Here is a 20,444-nt window from a genome sequence, read left to right as displayed (position 1 = left end):
TTAGGTGGTGTGTAGTTCACGCCTATTCTATTGCTTTGTTGATTATAGCATATTTTGTAAGAAGCTAAGTTGTTAGAAGCTGTTTATATGTAACTCGTTCATTAGCTGAAGGGCATCCCGAAACCCTTGTAAATAAATCTCTCTTTCCAGAAGTGTTTGCATAGAGAGTTGAGTATCTTCATATAGAAAAAGGGTTTGATTCAGTTGCTCCGGTAAAGCTTGGCGAATATTATGAAAGTAATGATCAGATTCTTTAGATAGTTGGGTATAATCAGGCTGCGTGTGAGACAAATTGTTGTATAATAACTCTAAGCGCGTTCGGATTAACGGTTCTGCTAAAGATTCCAAGGATTCTTTCACTATGTACACCTCTTTTTGAGTATTTGTAGATATTAAGTTTCCATTCGAACACTACAGTGTGCATTTTAGTTTGGAGGAGAATTCGTATGATCAAGGTTCATTTATCTCGTATTATAGGTGAGAAAAGAATTAATATTGCTGATTTATCCCGACTAACCGGATTACATAGAAATGGGATTGCCAAATTATATTAATGAAGAAACCGATGGTGTGAAGTTCGATACGCTGAATCGAATATGTGAGGTTTTGGATTGTGAGATCCAGGATATCATTGAGTTTATCAAGGACGAGAAGTGATCTTCAACAATTAGCTTAAGGCAGTGTACTTCTAATAAAATGGACATACAGACCGTTACCTTATCGAAGGGACGGTCTTTTTCTGTCTATATACACATACTGATCCGCACCGATTGTAAGCGTTACTCCCTTTCAGCGATTTTTCAGCCAGAGCGATTATAATACTCACGGAATCCTGTAATCGAAAAGGAGTTTTCGCATGTCTAAGGTGCTGCATAAGTCGTTTTATCTCATTTTGCTCGTGTTTGTTGCGGTGTTTATTGCCTCGTCCTTGTTGGTTCGGGCACAGTACAATTACGCCTTGTATGGGGACAATCCCATTTTGGGCATGCAGCGATGGGGTGTTTTTCTCCCGGTCATTCTTTTGCTTCTTGGTTCAGGTGTCGGGTTATATGCGCTGTGTCTGAAACTGAACAAATACAGCCCGAAGGTTGTCATTCCGATTGTGCTGTTATGTTCTCTGATCATTCAGATCATCATCATTTTTGTATTTCCGAGAATGCCCACCGATGATTCACAGACCGTTCTTTCACTAGCCATGAACATGCTGTATAACCAAGACTACTCCTCGTTTGAAACGGGTGGTTATCTGCACATGTTCCCGTTCAACTACTCGATCGTGTTGTACCTGAAGACGTTGCTGTACCTGTTCCCGGATAACTATCTGGTCATCAAACTATTTAACATTTTGTTTTCAACGTTAACAACGTTCATGATTTACCTTATTTATAAACAAGTGAACGACAGATCCACGGAACGTGATTATGGTGTGTTGATCTTTGCAGCGACGTACCTGCCGTCCTTGTTCCTGAACAACCTGATCTATAACGATGTGATTGCCACAGCTTTTCTGACATCTTGTTTATACTTTGTTATTCGTTTTGTACGTGAAAAGTCTTGGAAAACAATCGTCATTGCCGCCGTTTTTCTCGCGTTGGGCAATTACTTCCGCAGCATTGGCGTGATCGTGCTAATCGCTGCCATCATATATATCCTGCTGAATATGCGGAGCATCGGAGCGAAGAAAGCTGTCATTTCCATCGGTGTGCTGGCTATGTTGTTTAATGTACCAACCTGGACTCAGAATGTGGTTCTTCAGTCCTCCGGTGCAGTGAGCGAACCTGTTGGAGAGAATGAGGCACCGGTCTATATGTGGCTAAACATGGGGATTAATCTGGAGCGTTTTGGCTTCTGGGACAATATGGAGAGTTATCAGATCTATCAGAGACAGGCCAACTACAATAAGGCTGAAAGCGCAGCATTATTTAAACAAGAGATTGGCAACAAGCTGTCTGAAGCAAGTGCGAGTGAATTGGTACAGATGTATTACAAAAAGATCATATGGACCTGGACCGAAGGGACGTACCAGATGGACCGCTACGGAATCGGCAATGAAAGTTCCTTGGGTGCAGGAAGAGGAAGGGGAGGCGGAATCGCAGGCTCTTACAGCTATACCAATGCGATAACAGAACTGTTGCAAGGGGATTCGGCTTATCGGACAGGTTTGCTCTGGATCGTATATGTGATGAATTTTTTGATGTACTGTTTTATTTTCATCCGGTTGGTCGGTGGAATTCGTCGTAAACGGTATGATGAAGTCTCCTTGATCCTGGTCATTCTCGGATTCATCGGATTCTATATTCTGTGGGAGATTAAGTCCAGATACATCTACCCTGTATATCCGCTGTTGATTGTGCTGTCCTATATGGGGTTCAAAGATACGTATGACTTCATATTCCATCGTAAAGGTACCTTGGAGAAATATCCCTTGAGAAAGAGGTGATTATATGCGAAAAAATAAATATTTCACATCGGTGATGCTGCTCCTGCTGCTAGGATGCTCGGTGATGCTGACGGCTTGCGATGTTATAACCGCCCAGAATATTACCAACACCGGTTCTGTGCAAGGCATGAACGGTGGCGGCATGCCGAATGGTGGTGGACTGGGCAGCATGAATGGAGGAACACCTAGAGGTGGAAGGGGCACCCCTGGCATGAATGATCGAACAGGCAGTCCGGACATGACGCAGAGGATGATGAATGCTGATATTACTGGTAGAGTCATCTCCGTGAATGGAAACACAGTTACGCTGGCGTTACTTGAGGTGCAGGATACCTCATCTACAAGCATGGGATGGAAGGATACCGGAATGGAGATGAAATTGAATATAAGTGATGATGTTACGATCACTGAAGGCATGGGAACGCCGCGTTCTGGCAATTCCACCCCACGTGCGAATTCGTCCATTCAAGTGTCTGATCTTCAAAAAGAAAACATCGTTATGGTGTGGTATAAGGACAACACGGAGACGGTCGAACGGGTGATGGTTATCCAGTAAAAAATGATGGGATTATCTTCATTTTGTAATTGCTTACATTTCGGTTATGGGTTATTACGGAAAAATCTGTTTTTTTGAAGGGAGTGAGCGTCATGAAACGACGGTCTAAGATGGTATGTTCTATTACTACAATGAAGGTAAGAATGAACTGAATAAATCCGGCAGACCATCCAGATGCAGTGTGGGACACATCCAGTTTCCCAGTCGATCTGAGATCTGCTGATATATAGGGATATAACTGCTCAATTTTTCTGGCGTATGCGAGGTTTATTTGCTTGTGCAAATTTCTCATACATTCAGAATTTTTAAAAGCCGCGGGCATTCGTTGGCTACAAGCAATGCACATGAAACGATCAAAAAGGAGAAATGTCCATGTTAACATTAAAATATTTATTTCAAAATAATGCCCTTGCGCGGGAGAACGTTATGATCTGGAGAGCATGTTCCCCGCATGTCGCCGTTTTGCCAACTTGTACGGATATGTGCGTATGCTTCGATCTGTTGCAGAGCAGTGGTCACATGAGCCGGAGTGGATGAGCGGGCTAAGAGCGAGGTTAGCGAGGATAATGACAGAAAAGGCAGAGCAATTCGGAAAGGCAATAGAATGCTGAGGTTGTCCCCAATTAGCCTTTTCAGTTTGTTCGACCTTTACCGTGAAACGGAGGTGGAAAATTGTAGAAAGATTGGCTGGGATTTTCACTATTTTCATGTGGAACAGGGGATATTGATGTCGGAATATCTACATTTTTGTTAAAAAAACAAATAAAATAGTTATTGATTAAATTCGGATGGGATGATAAGTTGTAATTAACTTATTTTAGGGTAAATTATATATAAAGGAGAATTAGATGGGAAATGTATGCGTCGATCTGCATCCTTTAACAGAGCATCAACAACGAATATGGTATATGGAGATGTTATATCCGAATTCAGATGTATGGATGATTACAGCGAAGATGAGCATACCGGAACCGATCAATTTCATCTTGCTTGAGCAGTCCATTAACAGGGTTTTGAAGAATAAGGAGCTGCTTCGAACCCGAATTATACTGGATCAAGGCGAGAAGAAACAGTACATTCAACCTTATAAGTACAGATCACTCAAGCATATTCATGAAGGACCAGCCTTGACGGATATGACATGGACTCAGTATGTAGATAACCATCCGATCCATGTACACAGTGAAGATCTATGCCAGATATATACGTACGAAGGTCATGGACAATACGGATATATCATTCAGATCCACCATATTATCTGTGATGGCTTAGGATTAGTCCAGTTGACAAATGAGATTACAGAGACCTATCATGCCGAATTGAAGGGTGGCAACACAGGCACAGTGGAATCTGCGACTCACGATTATGAAAACTATGTACATAGTGAACAGCAATATTTCACTTCGAAACGCTATGCGAAAGATCAGGCCTTTTGGAGAGAGAAGTTTCATACGATTCCCGAATTTATGGAACTGAAACCGCACAATCCCCTCTTAACTCACACCGCAGCCAGAAGAAAAACGATGAATATGGATCACTCCATGTATGTACGTTTGAAAGAGTTCTGTCGTCAGAAGAATGTCAGCGTATTCACCTTTTTTCTCTCAAATCTAGCAATTCTGCTGAATAAACTCACTCACCATACCGATTTGGTCGTTGGAACCAACTACGCGAACCGCACTAGTAAAACAGATAAAGATATGATTGGCATGTTTGTCACCACCATACCTGTCAGGATCGAGGTAGAACCTTCTGAATCTGTGTTAACCTTACTGCAACGCATTTCTAACGAACAGAAAGAAATGTTACGACATCAGAAATATCCCTATAATCAGCTAATTCGTGAACTCAGAGAATGGCTCTCGAAACCGGAACTGAACAGACTGTTCGGCATATCTCTTGTCTACCGTCCGGAAAGCTTTAAAAAGATGCAGGGACATCATATCGATCTGGACAACAAGTTTAACGGACACGAGACGAATGATCTGCTTATCAATATTATTGAAAAAATGAATGAGGATCGTATCATATTCCAGTTGGATTATCGGACAGAATTATTCAGTGAAACGTTTATGGATAATGTGCTCAATCAGTTTCTTGCGGTTACAGAGGCAATTCTGGAACAATCCGAACTAAGAATTGAACAGATCAGCATTGTAAGCGAAGCCGATAAACAATCGATGCTAACTGATTTTAATAATACCGAGGCAGTGTATCCAAGCGATAAGACCGTCATCCAGTTGTTTGAAGAACAGGCTGCTGCTACTCCTCAACATACAGCACTTATCCTGGGGGATAAGGAGATGAACTATGAACAGCTAAATGCCAGAGCTAATGGTTTGGCCACAGCATTGATCAGTAGAGGAATTAAGCAACGAGAACTGGTAGGCATTATTGCATCACACAGTATGGAGATGGTTATTGCAATTCTGGCGGTTATGAAAGCTGGATGTGCTTATATTCCGATTGATCCCGAGTATCCCGATGGGCGAATTCAACATATTTTAAAAGACTCTCAGGTAAGGTTTGTCCTGGTAAACCAGCGAATAGAAATGCCGGACAGTGTAGATGTCATACATCTGCTTGAAGATCGTGGGGGGCAGATCATAACAGATAATCTGAACTTGACCATAGATATGAGGGATCTCGCCTATGTCATCTACACATCAGGCTCAACAGGAGCACCGAAGGGTGTATTAGTGGAGCATAAGGGATTGACCAACTATATATGGTGGTCAAGTCAAGCCTATGTTGCTGATAGGACAACGACATTCTCACTGTATTCATCCATCTCATTCGATCTTACCGTCACCTCCGTCTTCACGCCGCTAATCACGGGCAATGCAGTGATTATCTATAACTCATCCCATAACAAGGCGTTGATTGCGGAGGTTGTCTTGGATCCACGAGTGGATCTGATCAAGCTGACTCCTGCTCATCTGCAATTGATCCAGGATATGAACCTTATGGACAGATCCAATGTCAGAACATTTATTGTAGGTGGCGATAATCTAAGTGCTTCACTGGCCGCAAACATTACCCGGCAAAGCAAGCATGAGGTTACCATTTTCAATGAATATGGACCGACAGAGACGGTAGTGGGCTGCATGATCTATACCTACAATCCTCATGTCGACCTAACCGAGTACGTGCCCATCGGCAGGCCTATTCAGAACACCTCCATATATGTGCTTGATCAATCCCTTCGCTACGTCCCTGTTGGGGTTCAGGGTGAACTATTGGTTGGGGGAGACGGAGTAACCAGAGGTTATTTGAACCAACCGGAATTGACGGGGAGAAAATACGTTGAACACCCGGATCATCCAGGTGAGCGATTGTACCGCACAGGTGATCTATGCAGGTTAAGGGAAGACGGTCAGATGGAGTACCTCGGAAGAATGGATGATCAGGTGAAGATTCGAGGGTATCGAATTGAACTGGGAGAGGTGAAGGCAGCTTTCTTGAAGATAAAAGGAGTCCGGGATGTTGCTGTGAGCGTCAAGACGGATCAGCATTCCCGCCAGCTATGTGCTTATTACGTGAGCGATGTACATGTAACACGGAGGATGGTTCGGGATACCTTGGTATCTCTGTTGCCAGAGTATATGGTTCCCACACATTTGATCAAGGTATCGTCTATCCCGCTTACAATTAATGGAAAGATTGATTACTTGGCGTTATCGATAGAGAAGCCGCAATCGGATGAAGAGAATGTGTATGTGGCGCCGAGTTCTGTCATGGAACAGACGATATCTGCCATCTGGTCTGAGATTCTTGGACTTGAAGAGGTGGGGGTGACGGATCATTTTTATGAACGGGGTGGTGATTCACTCAAGTTAATTCAGATCTATACCAGACTTTGCGAGATAGGTTTTGATTTTTCGATTAACGATATGTTTAATTTCCCTACAATTCAATCCTTAAGTTCACATCTGGATCAGGTCATGGAAGGAAAGGCAGGCAAGATGAGTATGGAACAAAACACAATGAAGAGATCCAAAGTGGACGTATTGAACGGAATTATGGACAAGCCGATTTTCGTGTTAACGGATATTCCCAGAGTGGACCCGGCGCTCAAAGGTGTAATGTCATTCAATCAGGAATCCTTGTGGCTGGTTGAACAGTTCGAAGGGAAGAGCACCAAGTATAATATCCCTGGACATATTATTTTTGAAGGTACGTTTTCGGAAGACGCGTACATCTATGCATTGAATCAGATTGTACAGCGGCATGATGTATTGAGAACGTATTTTGTTATAGAGAATAATATACCGGTGCAGCGAATCAGACCTTACGAGCCATTTAATATTGAGGTTCAGGTTTCACTGAGTGATGCTTCCGAAGCTAGTCTGAAGCGTGTGATTGAAGAAGAATCAAGACACCAGTTTAACTTGGAAAAAGGGCCTATGTACTATTTTAGATTATATCAAATCCATGCACATCAATATTTTGCTTATTTTAATTTTCATCATATTATCTTCGATGGGTGGTCTCAGGATATTCTGATGGTTGAACTGGGGTCGTTCTATAATGCATATCTCAGAGGTGAGAATGCAGCAACAGAGGATCTGACTATTCAATATTCCGACTATTCATATTGGCAAAAAGAGAAATGGATGACTGCCGAATTTCCGACGTTACTGGATTATTGGCGCAACCAGTTGGGAAGTACCGTCAACCGATCGGTAAAAGTATTGCCCTATGACCGTGAGCCTTCGCTGAACAACGTGGATACCGGGGATATATTGCTCGCAGAAATTCCGATACAAACCATTGAAATGATTAAAAAGGCCGGTATGAAAAACAATGCCAGTCTGTACATCACCATGCTCACCGCCTACAAAATATTGCTGTACTTTTACTCGGGTGAAATTGAGATCGTCGTAGGAACACCCGTAGCAAACCGGAATCGTGCCGAAGTGCAGAGATTGATCGGATATTTCTCCAACAGCCTTGCCTTGAAGACGGTCATGGACCCGGAACAGTCCATAGATGCCCAGATTATTTCGGTTAGAAATACGGTATTTGAAGCGTTTGATCATCAGGAGATGCCTTTCGGCAAGCTGATTGAACTGCTGAACCCGGATCGTGCTTCGGGGCTGACCCCGTTCTTCCAGACGTGGTTTGTACTTGATGTCAAAAATACGTACAACATCGAAGGGCTAAGTATTGCTCAAAATGAAATTTTGTGGGGGCACAGCGGCAAGAGCAAGTGGGATCTGACATTAAATCTCATCGAGGCTGATCATGTAATGAATGCAGTGGTGGAATACAAAACAGAGTTGTTTGGCAAATCCACCATGAAGAGATTCCTGCATGATTATATGGCTGTAGTGGAGCTGATTGCAGCTGACTCCTCGCGGAGTCTTCAAGCTGTACGTCATGATTGGGAGGTGATGGCCCACGAGTACAAGATGGTATTGCTGAACAGCAGTAAAAGCAAGAAGAAATTCAACAAAATTAAATCTTAGGAGGAGTAACCATGAAAAAGAAATTTGATAAAGGTGCACAGATGGTCATGCAGAAAGAAATCGTAAAGCAATCGTTTTTGGAAGAAGGTCAAGAGCTGCCATTGGTAATCAAACCGAATGTAGCCGGACTAGATCTGAATCAATGGTATCTCAACAATAAGGATATGGTGGAAGAGAAGATGTTGGAATACGGTGGAGTCCTCTTCAGAGGTTTTGATACCACCACACCAGAGAGCTTTTACGGGTTTATCGATGTAAGCTGCCCCGAGCCACTGAGCTATAAGGAAGGAGCGACACCAAGAACCCAAGTGCATGGCAAGGTGTATACGTCAACGGAATTTCCCAATGAGGAGACTATTGCACCGCATAATGAGTTGTCCTACGTCATGACCTGGCCCAAAAAAATCTGGTTCTCCAGTATCGTCGTCGCCGATGAAGGCGGAGAAACACCTATCGTGGATGTACGGAAGGTATATAACCTCATTGACCCTGATATTCGGGATGTGTTTGCAGAGAAAGGCTGGATGTTGGTTCGAAACTACGGAACCGGATTCGGACAGACTTGGCAGTATGTTTTCCACACGGAGTCCAAGGAAGAAGTGGAGCAATATTGTCTGGACAACAACATGGACTGCTACTGGAATGAGGATGGAACGCTGACAACCAAACAGGTGAGACCGGCTATTACGATCCACCCGGATACGCAGGAGAATCTGTGGTTCAATCATATTGCCTTCTGGCATAGCAGCAGTCTGAACGAAGAAGTTCGCAATCTGATGCTCGAAGAATTCGGAGAAGGAGGTTTGCCATACCAGACGTATTATGGAGACGGAAGTTCAATCGATGCCGAAGTGGCGGCCCATATTCGTGAGGCTTATGCTGAGGCCACGGTTGCCTTCCCATGGCAAGAGGGAGATATTCTTATGCTGGATAATATGCTGGTGGCGCATGCCCGGAACCCGTATCAGGGAGATCGAAAAGTATTGGTAGCCATGGGAGAACCCGTGAGTCGTGAAGCCTCAATTTCGTCGTAAGGAAATTAAACTAAATATAATGAACTTAATATTTACACGATAACGGAGAGGACGGAAATAATGTGAAGAAGCGAAGCGTTCGCCTTTATCCCCGGATTTTTCCTTTAAAGAAGGGAATCAAAAAAATCTGGGGATAACAGCGATCGGAAGGTTATTCTGTCATCGAAGTGGCAAGTGTAACATTCTTTAGTTCACTTTATATAGAAACGAAAATACATTAGAAATGCAGGAGGATTGAACATGGAAAATGTAATGCTGGGTTATCCCCTTTCACCACAACAGAAACGACTGCATGAACTGAATAATAACGGATTAACATCACTGGTTCCAAGTGTAATTGCTGTTAACATCGAAGGCGAGTGCTCCAATGATCAGATTGAATTAGCCGTGAAGAGAATAGCCGAGAAATACAGCGCACTTCGCACTTCCATAGAAGCCGATCCCAACTATGGGGTCCATCTTCAGAAGGTAGATTCGGAGACCAGAAGCCGATTCCGTACTGCATATTCAGATGAATCGATTGTGGAAGAGGATATTCAAGGGTTGATCCGGAAAGAGTTGGGCACTTGGAGAGGCGATTATTCACTGGAAGCCATTAACGTGGATCTGTCTGAACGTTCCAAAGTGTTGATTCTAGCTTTTGATCCGCAGTTTTCAGATATTGAACCTGCCGTTATTCTTGAGGATTTGTCACAATTAATGGTGGCCGACGTAGACCAAGAACTTCTGGAAGAAGAGGTACCATATTACGCTGTATCCGAGTGGTTGAATGACCTGTTGACTAATGATGAGCACGCGGAAGAAAGAAGTTTTTGGAACAATAAACGCTTCGATCATTATGACAAACAATTGTCCATGTCATCCGGTAGTGGATCCCCTGGAATGACGATGGCAAGTTTCTCTGTAGATTGGACACCAGAATTGTGGGCTGAACTTAAGAAGGTAGCTGATAAGGTTGGAAGTACAATAGATGATGTTACGCTTGCCTGCTGGAATCTGACTTTGCATCTGCTGGGCGAGGATAAGGAACTGACGGTTGGCGTACATACGCGGGGCCGACAAGATGAGGATCTGGAGAAGGTTGTTGGTACATTGAATCGATATGTACCGCTGTACTCCGGTCGGAAAGAGGACGATACGCTGGCTCAGTTTATCCAAAGAACGACGAGTGAAGCAAAAGATAGTGTGGAATATGCAGATTATTTTGACTTCAAAATGTTTAGCAAATCGAATTCGAGTCAATCTGTGTTCTCCTATGGATTCGAGAGTCGGGATGCATCATCCGTGGTGGAATCGGGTGGTCACACGTTCCGGGTTGTGTATCAGTCGGAACAGATTGAACCGGTTCACCTTGGACTCAATATCCAGCAATACCCTGATCGCAGAGATATCGTTCTTCGATATAACGAGGAAAAGTACACTCCGACAGAGATTGGCTACATAGCGGATATATTCACACATATTTGCAACAAGGCCTATGTGAATCTGGATGAACCCGTATCGTCCAATATCATCCCTGATCATCTGACATTTACATTGCAATCGATTCTTCAAGGAGAGGTTCGGGAATATGCAACCTCTACATTGGTGGAGATGCTGGACGAACAAGCCTTGAAGACACCAGATCAGGTTGCGGTTGTGTCCGGTAACACGCTGCTTACGTTCCGGGAAATCCATGAGAAGTCCAAACAGCTTGCCCACTATCTGCATCGGACAAGAAGTGTCGGGCATGGAGATGTAGTCGGGGTAAGCGTGGAGAGATCTCCTGAGCTGGTCATAGCCCTTCTGTCGGTGCTTCGAGCAGGGGCGGCTTATGTACCACTGGATCCGGATTATCCGAATGAGCGATTGTCCTATATCCGTGATAATGCTCGCATTGAGACGGTGCTGTTGTTGAATAAAAACAATGAACGGCTCAATTCCCTTTTTGCTAATCCTGTATTTCTTGAAGAAGAAGGTGAGGCAATTGCGACCGAGCCCACGGACGCACCGACAATCGGAGTAGATGCCAGAGACATCGCCTATATCCTCTATACTTCCGGTTCCACAGGTAGACCCAAAGGGGTCAAAGTGTCACATCAGGCCGTCAGCAACCATATGCATTGGATGAACAATGAATTTCCACTGAGCGGGGAAGACGCTGTATTGCAGAAAACATCGATTAATTTCGATGCATCGGTATGGGAATTCTATGCACCGCTTACTACGGGCGCAAGGCTGGTTCTTGCTGAGCCGGACAAACATGCTGATCCCGACTATCTGCTTGATATTATTCATAAGGAACGAATTACGACATTACAGGTTGTACCTACCATGCTTCAGGCTTTGGTGGAAAAAGAAACCCTCTCTTCAGCACCGTTAAAAAGAGTGTTCAGTGGGGGAGAAAGGCTGGGAATTCCGCTCCAGAAGGCTTTCTTTGCTGGTTCGAACACTCAGTTAATTAACTTGTACGGTCCAACTGAGGCGAGTATTGATACGACTTATCATATCTGTGACAAGGATAACGTTCATGAAACGATCGGCAGACCGATTCATAATACGAATCTGCTCGTGCTGGACTCGAACCTTAATCTTGTCCCGCCAGGTGTTGCCGGAGAGTTATATATCAGCGGAAAAGGACTTGCAGATGGATATGTAGATGAACACTTAAATGACCAGGCTTTCCTGGCACATTCTTATGCGCCGGACAACGTGATGTACAAAACCGGAGACAGGGTCCGTTATTTGCCGGATGGTCATATCGAATACATTGGCAGGGTTGACCGGCAGGTGAAGTTAAGAGGTTACCGGATCGAACTTGGCGAGATCGAGAAGGTTCTGAATGAACATCCTCATGTGCGACTTGCAGCGGCGAAGTTGTTAGAGAAGACAGAACCATTGCTGGCTGCCTATGTAGAACTGGATACCGCTGGAGAGATTCAGGATGTCAAACAGTGGATTTCGTCCGTACTTCCCGAATATATGATTCCTAGCGCAATCCAAGTGCTAGACCATTTACCGCTGCTGAGCAATGGAAAAATTGATTATCACGCTCTACCGGACGTAGATGTAAGTTCCGGGGCAGAATATGCCGCACCAACGACAACCGTTGAGCAGATTGTTGCTCAGATCTGGAGATCCGTATTAAAGCGGGAACAGATTAGCATAGATGAGAATTTCTTTGCGCTGGGAGGACATTCACTGATTGCAACGCAGGTCATCTCTGGAATCAGACAGCAGGCAGGAGTCAATCTGCCGCTACGTAAAATATTTGATGCGCCTACCATTCGTGAATTGTCCGAAGTGATTGAGAATCTGTTATTGGAAGCGAATGGATATTCTGCGGAGGGTAATTAAGTGAAAAAATCAGGTGCAGTAATAAACAAAAGCGAACTGATTGATCGAATATTAAGTCAAATGAATGTGACCAATACAGTACAGCGCACTTCTCGTGACATAAATCGCTTTCCGCTATCTTTTGCTCAGAAGAGGTTGTGGCTTCAGCAGCAGATTGAGCCAGCAAGTACGGCATACAACATGGTTTTTGCCAATGAGATTAGGGGAGAGTTCGATGAGTCGGCATTTGAGCAAGCCATCGGACTGATGGTGGACAGGCAAGAGTTACTGCAGATTCGGATTGATTCCGAAGAGGGTGTACCGTATCAGTATACTTTGAAAGAACAACCGGATTATCAATGGGTTGATCTATCGATGTATCCGGAAGATCAGGCCGAAAGTCAGATTGTCGATAGAATTGAAAGGGCCGATGGCCCTTTTGATTTTACTCGGGACAGACTGTGCAGATTCAAATTATTTAAGCTTAGTGATCACCGCCACATTTTTGTCCTGATGATGCATCATATCATCTCGGATGGTCAGTCCATCGAGATCATACGAAGAGATCTATTATCTTATTATGAACATTTCCGTGGAGTAGGCCCTTTGCAGGCATACAGCTCTTCCGCGACTCAATATATAGACTACTCGGTATGGCAGAATCAATTGTTGGAAAGTAAAGAGTTTGCTGCTCAGAAGAGGTACTGGCTTGATCAATTGAAAGGGCACTCCTATACGCTCACTTTGCCATATGACCATGAACGTCCGCAGAAACGGAGTGAAGAGGGAATATCCGTATACTTCACGATACCTGCATCTCTTACCAGCAGATTAAGGGAAATCTCGGAGAAGAATCATTCCACGCTATTTATGGTGATGTATACCTGTTTTGCGATTTTGTTACGTAAATATTCGGGTGAAACGGATCTGCTGATCGGTACGCCTGTCTCCAATCGGCCACAGTCCGATTTGGAGAAGATCGTTGGTTTCTTTGTTAATACACTCGTACTGCGAAGCCGTATTGATGATCAGCAATCCTTTCTGCAACACCTGGATGCTTTCAAAAATACGATTCTTGATGCATTTGACCATCAGGATGTACCGATTGATCTGTTGTTCGATGACCTGATCCAATCTAGAACCACAGGATATTCGCCATTGTTTCAGGTCATGTTCAGTCTGGGGAAAGCGGGCCATTTTGAACAGAAAGGTCAACAGGCTGTGTTCAGGGAGATCAAGCTGAAGCAGATCAACACATCCAAATTCGACATGTCACTGGACTTGACGGAAGATCAGGATGTGATTAAAGGTACATTTGAATGTAGTCGGGATCTGTTCCACATGAGTACGATTGAACGCTGGGCCAGTAATTTTATAGCGCTGCTTGAGTATATTGTGAATCAACCAGAGAAGCCAATCGCAGGGGTTGGAGCCGTTAGTGATGAAGAACGACAGAAAGTTTTATATGAATGGAACGATACGGTTATGTATTACCCTGATCATATCTGTGTACAACATCTGTTTGAAGCATCTGTAGCCCGAGCCCCGGATCAGGTGGCTGTAGTGTATGGGGGAGATGAATTATCTTATCGAGATCTGGACCGCCAAGCGAATCAATTGGCTCATCTTCTGATCGACAAGGGAATTGGATCTGACAAGGCGGTAGCCATTGGCATAGAACGTTCGCTGCATTTGCCTATTGCCCTTCTTGCCGTGTTAAAAGCGGGAGGAGCCATCGTGCCTCTGGATCTGGATGCACCTGTGGAGCGAAATCGTCACATGTTAACAGATTCGGGAGCGTCCATCTGTCTCATCAATACGAATACGTTGCCGATCCCGGATGATGTTGCCCTTCTGATCGACGTATCTCAACCTGAAATGTATATGGACAAGCCGATAACAGTTCCCTCGACACAAGTGGGGCCTGATCATCTGGTAGCTATTTATTATACGTCAGGCACTACAGGGAAACCCAAAGGGGTATCTGTGCGGCACCAGGGATGGGTGAACCGTATCTGCTGGATGCAGCACCAATTCAAGCTGGAATCCCATGAAACGGTACTTCAGAAAACAACCCTGACCTTTGATGATGTCGGTCTTGAATATTTCTGGACATGGATGGCAGGTGCCAGGGTTGCCCTCCTGGAACCAGGATTTCATCGTGATCCGTATGCGATCATTCAAGCTTTGAAGCAATATGAAGTGGCCATCGTCTTTTTTGTTCCGAGCATGTTGAAGATGATTTTGGAGCGAATTGGTGTGGCGGATTTGGAACAGTTAGCGTCATTACGGGATGTATTCTCCAGTGGAGAGGCATTAAAGCCCGAGATGGTTGCAGCGTTCCATAACAATCTTCCCGAGTGTAATCTGCATAACAGTTATGGGGTAACCGAGGTTTCCATTGATTCGACCATTCATATGAATGTGCAGTTGGAAGGTCTCCGCGCACGAAGAAATATATCTATTGGTCGGCCAATCGGGAACAATTTTATCTACGTTCTGGATGAAATGCAGAATCCGGTGCCGATCGGGGTTCATGGTCATTTGTATATTGGGGGTGTTGGGCTGGCGAGGGGGTACTACGGAGATCCCGTAAAGACCGAACAGGCTTTCTTCGCGAATCCGTTTACCGATGGACGGATGTACAGAACGGGCGACATTGCTTATTACGACGCTACGGGCAAGTTATACATTGTCGGTCGAATAGACAACCAATTGAAGATCAGAGGCATGCGTGTAGAATTGGGGGAAATCACCGATGTAATCTCCAGACACGCTGATATTCAGGAGTGTGCGATGCTGGCTGAGAGATGGGGAGATGATGAAGAACTGTCTCTGAGTGCTTACATTCAACTGGCTCCATCTTCTGAGATTCTCAGTACGGACCTTCGCAACTTCTGCCGAACCCTGCTGCCGAGTCACATGATTCCCTCACGCTTCATTACGATTGATCGTATTCCTCTAAACAGTAATGGCAAGTTGGACAAGGCAGCGCTGAAGCATCTGGACCGTGGCACCTTGAAGGATTATGTCGCTGCTCCGCAGGATGAACTGGAAGAAAGGGTTATGCAGATTTTCATGGATATCCTTGGTGTGGACACTATCCATCTTCATGAAAGCTTTTTCAATCAGGGTGGGCATTCCATCAAAGCCGTCCGTTTAATGGATGTTCTGAACAGAACGTTCCAGACTCAACTGTCCGTGATTACTTTGTTTGATTACTCCACTGTCACTGAGATCGCGCGAATCATTCGGGGAGGGAATATTTCCCAATATCAATCGATGGTTGTATTGAAAGAAGGAGGACGTGCGGATGAAATACCGTTGTTCCTCATTCCTACGGGAGGCGGCAATCTTATCAATTATTATGAGTTGGTTAGCCAACTTGAAGGCCTGAATATATACGGATTTGTGCCAAGAGGATACGAAAATGACGAAGAGCCTCTCTATACCGTCAAGGAACTGGCCGAGTATTATTACGATGTTCTTACGCAATTGCATCCGACAGGTCCCTACCGTTTGCTGGGTTGGTCATTTGGCGGCAATGTGGCATTTGAGCTGGCACGGATCATCGAAGGTACGGGGCAGCAGGTGGAATGGCTGATTATTCTGGATGCGCCTGCCAGAAGTCATGAACAGGATATTCGCTCAATAAGCAAGATGGAGGCTCTTGCCGAATTAGCACACAACAATGGACATGAGTTTAAGCTTAGTGAGGACTATGACACCCAATTAAAAAAAGTCATGGATTACTTCCCAGGTGAAAGCACGCTTAGAAGTCTCAAAGTGCGTCTTGCCAATGAAGTGGCCTTTGATAACTACTATTCAGCAGAGCCGATACAATCAGATATTCATTTGTTATATGCAACGGCTCAGGATGCACATAGTCCAGTTCCGTTAACGGATGAACAGTCATGGCACGCCAAGACGACAGGTACATGTAATTCTACTCCCATTCCTGGTCATCATGAGAATCTGATCGACTACAATCATGCCGTGAATGTGGCCCAATATGTGAATCAAATGATGAAGGGACGGATCAGATGACTTTTGAAAAGATGGAAAAGGTCATGCCTCCATTGAACATCTCCAATCACAATCTGCGAAGAGGAATCGATATCCTCAGGGAAAGCATTGCTTCGGTGTTGACGTTGCAAGAGGAGAAAGTTGTGTAAAAGATTTAACTTTGGATGCATCTTCCTGCTTCATATGGAAGAGAACATCAGATTGAACCAAGCGGAGCATTAATGACTTCGCTTGTCTTCATTCTTTGTAGCCAGGAGGATGAATGAGATGCAGGTCGACGTAGGTGGAGGTGAGCCATGGAGATTTTCAAAAATAAGAACTTCAGTTTGATGTTTTTTGGTAGAATTTTGACTAATATTGGGGATAGTTTGTACGCGGTATCCGCCATGTGGCTGGTTTACAATCTGGGAGGATCATCATTTTATACAGGACTCGCAGGATTTCTGTCCATTTTGCCGAAAATTATTCAGCTGCTATCTGGACCTATGATAGATCGGATTCCGATTCGGGGAATTCTAGTATACAGTCAGTTAATTCAAGCCGTATTGTTATTAATTGTCCCTATCGCAGCCTATTATGATTTTCTTACCGTAGGATTGGTATTAGTGATCACCCCTATTCTGAACATCTGTAATACCTGGGTATATCCGGTTCAGATGTCAGCTCTGCCAAGAGTCCTGGAGAAGCACCAATTAACGCAAGGTAATTCTCTGTTCTCTATTGCCTATCAAGGGATTGATGTGGCTTGTAATGCCATATCGGGGATACTCATCGTTGCGCTAGGGGCGGTATCTCTGTATTTTTGGAATGCCATCGGTTTTTTTATAGGTGCGCTGTTATTCTCTCAATTACGGATTGCTCCTTATATCATGGAATCGAAAATGAAGAAGGAACAGGATACATACGATGAGATCATGGAACCGGTTAATAGGAGTAAGACGGCAGGAATTCGTTTGTTTTTTAGAAATTACAAGGATGATTTAGTTAGTGGAATCAAGTTGCTGACACGAACGGCATTGGCCAAATTGCTCTTTGGCATTATGGTTATCAATGCTGCGGGAGGAGCAACATTCAGTGTGCTGCCCATATACAGTGATGAGATTGGCGGGGCAGATATCTATGGATTGATGTTAATGGCACAGGCACTCGGCAGCGTAATTGGCGCAACATGTGCACCGTATCTCAGACTGGAAAATGTTCGTTTGGGTCTGTTGTACTCTGTGGCATATATCATATCAGGGATCGCGTGGATCGGCTGTATATTCACCCCGTGGAGCTGGCTGAGTATTCTGGTATACGGACTGGCTTGGCTTCCCGGTGGAGCAGTTAACGTTATCATCAATACGGTTGTTCAGAAGGGCGTGCCGCAGAGGTATTTGGGTTTGGTTTTCTCTGCAACGATGGCGTTAAGCGGTATAGCTATGCCAATCGGTAGTTTGATAGGAGGCACCTTAGGAGTATGGCTACACAGTTCTACAGTGATTACTTTATGTGGGATTACCGTTGTTTTGGTAGGTGTGTACTGGATGTTCGATCGAGTATCCCGCAATCTTCCCAAGACGGAGCAACTGGATGAGGGATATTTCAATTTCACACCACGTGATGCTACTGCTCGCTCGAATACCGAAGTGGGGGCTTAGTGCTGGCATATCTTAATGATTCCGTTGTTCATCGTTCATCTCTAAGTTTCTTTATCTGAAAAATTCAAAAAAGGCACCTCAGAAAGAGCGTACGGATAACGAATGGTTATCCCGTGCCTCTTCCATGAGGTGCCCTATTCAGGTTCATTCATGTAAAACCATGTTAAACGCTACCTGAGCAATGGAATATTGCAGGTTAATTGTTGTTACTCGGTAGAGTCACTAATCGCAGTTCGCCCCGCCTCTACACTGATCCGGTAGTCCGCCGTTCTTTTCATTCTTGCTAGCTTCGGTAGTATTCTTCGGTCTGCTTCATAGTTCAAAGCCTTTATCCTTCAAGTTCTGTAGGAAAACAACGGCCTCAGCCCGGGTCAAGGATTCTTGTCCCGCATAACCTTGCACCGTAGCTGCCGTTTTGCCGGAAGAGTATCCCATGTTCAGCAGATACCGGATGGCATCTTCATCCTGGGTATAATTTTTACCGCCAAGCCCTGCCACAATTACGGCTACTTCTGTTCGGTTCAAGGCATGATTGCGCAGCTTCGGATTCTGCTTGCTGGCATCCAGATTCCCTTCAAAACGAATCCGAATTTCGGCTTTACCAGCCTGAAGTCCAATGATTTTTCCACCCTTAATGGCAATGCGATCTGACGTCGTGGTGAAGGAAACGTTAGACTGTGGAACATAGGATGGTCCGTTATCATTCACCGCAGTGATCGAAGGCAGATCAATCTGTTCTCCAGTTCGAACGTTCAGGTCCTGTTGTCCTGGCGTTATACGGGTAAGTGTTGTATCTTGAACACCGTCCACATGGAAGAAACGTGTGGAGTATGAGATTTCCGCTGCTGTACCGTTTTTCTTTTGCAGACCTGTAATTCGAATGTTGAACGTATCGCCGTTGTTTATCAATTGCACATCGTCGGGACGGAAGATGATGGCGTAACCATATCCATATCCACCTGTCTCTACATTGAAATAGGCTTGATTAAACCATTGTTTATCCGCAGGGTCCACGTTGTAATAACCGGTTGGAAAGCCACTGTTCTGATTCTTGGCATTAAAGGTCCATGTACGTTGATCGGAAGTCCGAGTCATCTCGACCTGTACCTCAGAACGTGATGGTTTCGCAAATACATCTGTATTCAGTTGAACAGACCAGGCCTGTTTGCTGCCAAAAGCTTCGATTGGAAATGCGCCCTGATTCGGGAACAGGCTGTAGTTGAACGAAGTTCCCCCCGTTCTGCTTTTATCAAATACCTGCATGGCACTATAGTACTGATCATATGTCTTGCCTGCTTCACTACGAGTGGCGAGTCCAAAACCGATTCGTTGCAGTTGTGGGCTCAAAATCCAGCGTCGGTGACCTAATCGATCAATATTGGAGGCATCGGAATCATTCATATAGGCCTGAATGCTTTTTGTCAGGACGTTATTCTTGGCACTGCTGGTAACGTACAGATTGGAGCTGCTGGCAGACTTTGAACCGGTGTCAAAGAAATCCTTTGGCATATCTCCCGGCTGATCTGGATAATGGGACAGGTATCCACCCGTGGAGACCACAACAGCCCCATGCTGGGCTTGACGATTCAGTGTCGGATCAAGGACAAGATCGCCCTGTAGCCCCGTGATAAAACGATAAAAGTTGGCTGCGTTCAGCCCTTGTTCCAGATAGGCGTCACTGACCACACCAGCAGAGTAGGGAGCACTTGTCGAAGGTATCTTTGTATACAGGGGAGATGTATCATTGCCATTCATCCACTGATTCCACTTCTGGACAATCTCCTGCTGACTTCGCTCAGGTAACAAACTGTCGATCTGTTCTGCATGTGCCGCTTGAGCACCCCATAACAGAAACAGTAAACCTGCCAAGGGCAGAGTGAACAGTGAATGCATTTTATTTTTCCGGTAAACCATGTTTCCAACCCCTCTCATCTCTGAACGTAGGAAGAACATCTGCATGTT

At 44.6% G+C, this 20,444-nt stretch carries 10 protein-coding genes and 1 pseudogene; 9 read left to right on the top strand and 2 right to left on the bottom strand.

Translation table 11 applies throughout. The features are described 5' to 3' along the window. Positions 1–72: 72 nt before the first annotated feature. Entirely contained in the window at positions 73–360 is a 288-nt protein-coding gene (locus J7E78_RS28490; protein WP_074093590.1) for a DUF6809 family protein, read from the bottom strand. A gap of 86 nt (positions 361–446) precedes the next feature. Between J7E78_RS28490 and J7E78_RS28485 the strand changes: the two are divergent. The 9 genes and pseudogenes from J7E78_RS28485 (at position 447) to J7E78_RS28450 (ending at position 18,482) form a co-directional block, all read left to right on the top strand. Continuing rightward, positions 447–657: pseudogene (locus tag J7E78_RS28485) on the top strand (helix-turn-helix domain-containing protein). A 199-nt stretch (positions 658–856) separates the two neighbouring features. After that, a complete protein-coding gene (locus tag J7E78_RS28480) occupies positions 857–2,440 on the top strand; it encodes a glycosyltransferase family 39 protein (RefSeq protein WP_215080152.1) in 1,584 nt (527 codons plus the stop codon). Positions 2,441–2,444: 4 nt separating this feature from the next. Further along, a complete protein-coding gene (locus tag J7E78_RS28475; RefSeq protein ID WP_215080150.1) occupies positions 2,445–2,996 on the top strand; it encodes a hypothetical protein in 552 nt (183 codons plus the stop codon). 848 nt (positions 2,997–3,844) lie between these two features. Then, on the top strand, positions 3,845–8,467 hold the full coding sequence (locus tag J7E78_RS28470; protein WP_215080148.1) for a non-ribosomal peptide synthetase: 4,623 nt from the start codon (positions 3,845–3,847) through the stop codon (positions 8,465–8,467). Between the two features lie 11 nt (positions 8,468–8,478). Continuing rightward, complete coding sequence (locus tag J7E78_RS28465) at positions 8,479–9,501, top strand: TauD/TfdA family dioxygenase (RefSeq protein ID WP_215080146.1); 1,023 nt, start codon at positions 8,479–8,481, stop codon at positions 9,499–9,501. 240 nt (positions 9,502–9,741) lie between these two features. Further along, on the top strand, positions 9,742–12,837 hold the full coding sequence (locus J7E78_RS28460; protein ID WP_215080143.1) for a non-ribosomal peptide synthetase: 3,096 nt from the start codon (positions 9,742–9,744) through the stop codon (positions 12,835–12,837). After that, on the top strand, positions 12,838–16,863 hold the full coding sequence (locus J7E78_RS28455) for a non-ribosomal peptide synthetase (RefSeq protein ID WP_215080141.1): 4,026 nt from the start codon (positions 12,838–12,840) through the stop codon (positions 16,861–16,863). It abuts the gene before it with no gap. Further along, positions 16,860–16,991, top strand: coding sequence for a hypothetical protein (locus J7E78_RS29775; protein ID WP_285229477.1), 132 nt, complete (start codon positions 16,860–16,862; stop codon positions 16,989–16,991). Before J7E78_RS28455 ends, J7E78_RS29775 begins: the two co-directional genes overlap by 4 nt. A 147-nt stretch (positions 16,992–17,138) precedes the next feature. Beyond that, the gene (locus J7E78_RS28450; RefSeq protein WP_215080139.1) at positions 17,139–18,482 is read left to right on the top strand and encodes an MFS transporter; all 1,344 of its coding nucleotides are present in this window, start codon (positions 17,139–17,141) and stop codon (positions 18,480–18,482) included. Between the two features lie 312 nt (positions 18,483–18,794). On the opposite strand, the gene J7E78_RS28445 is transcribed toward J7E78_RS28450, so the two are convergent. Further along, the gene (locus J7E78_RS28445; protein ID WP_215080137.1) at positions 18,795–20,396 is read right to left on the bottom strand and encodes a CAP domain-containing protein; all 1,602 of its coding nucleotides are present in this window, start codon (positions 20,394–20,396) and stop codon (positions 18,795–18,797) included. Between the last annotated feature and the right edge of the window lie 48 nt (positions 20,397–20,444).

This window comes from Paenibacillus polymyxa, from assembly GCF_018614975.1.
Taxonomy (GTDB): Bacteria; Bacillota; Bacilli; order Paenibacillales; family Paenibacillaceae; genus Paenibacillus; species Paenibacillus polymyxa_E.
The sequence above is the reverse complement of the archived record's forward strand: the minus strand, read 5'-3'. Positions and strand labels throughout refer to the sequence as shown.

Bases quoted from the DNA above. Each gene is read 5' to 3' on its own strand.
- J7E78_RS28480 (WP_215080152.1), top strand. From the start codon at position 857: ATGTCTAAGGTGCTGCATAAGTCGTTTTATCTCATTTTGCTCGTGTTT.
- J7E78_RS28475 (WP_215080150.1), top strand. From the start codon at position 2,445: ATGCGAAAAAATAAATATTTCACATCGGTGATGCTGCTCCTGCTGCTA.
- J7E78_RS28470 (WP_215080148.1), top strand. From the start codon at position 3,845: ATGGGAAATGTATGCGTCGATCTGCATCCTTTAACAGAGCATCAACAA.
- J7E78_RS28465 (WP_215080146.1), top strand. From the start codon at position 8,479: ATGAAAAAGAAATTTGATAAAGGTGCACAGATGGTCATGCAGAAAGAA.
- J7E78_RS28460 (WP_215080143.1), top strand. From the start codon at position 9,742: ATGGAAAATGTAATGCTGGGTTATCCCCTTTCACCACAACAGAAACGA.
- J7E78_RS29775 (WP_285229477.1), top strand. From the start codon at position 16,860: ATGACTTTTGAAAAGATGGAAAAGGTCATGCCTCCATTGAACATCTCC.
- J7E78_RS28450 (WP_215080139.1), top strand. From the start codon at position 17,139: ATGGAGATTTTCAAAAATAAGAACTTCAGTTTGATGTTTTTTGGTAGA.
- J7E78_RS28445 (WP_215080137.1), bottom strand. From the start codon at position 20,396: ATGGTTTACCGGAAAAATAAAATGCATTCACTGTTCACTCTGCCCTTG.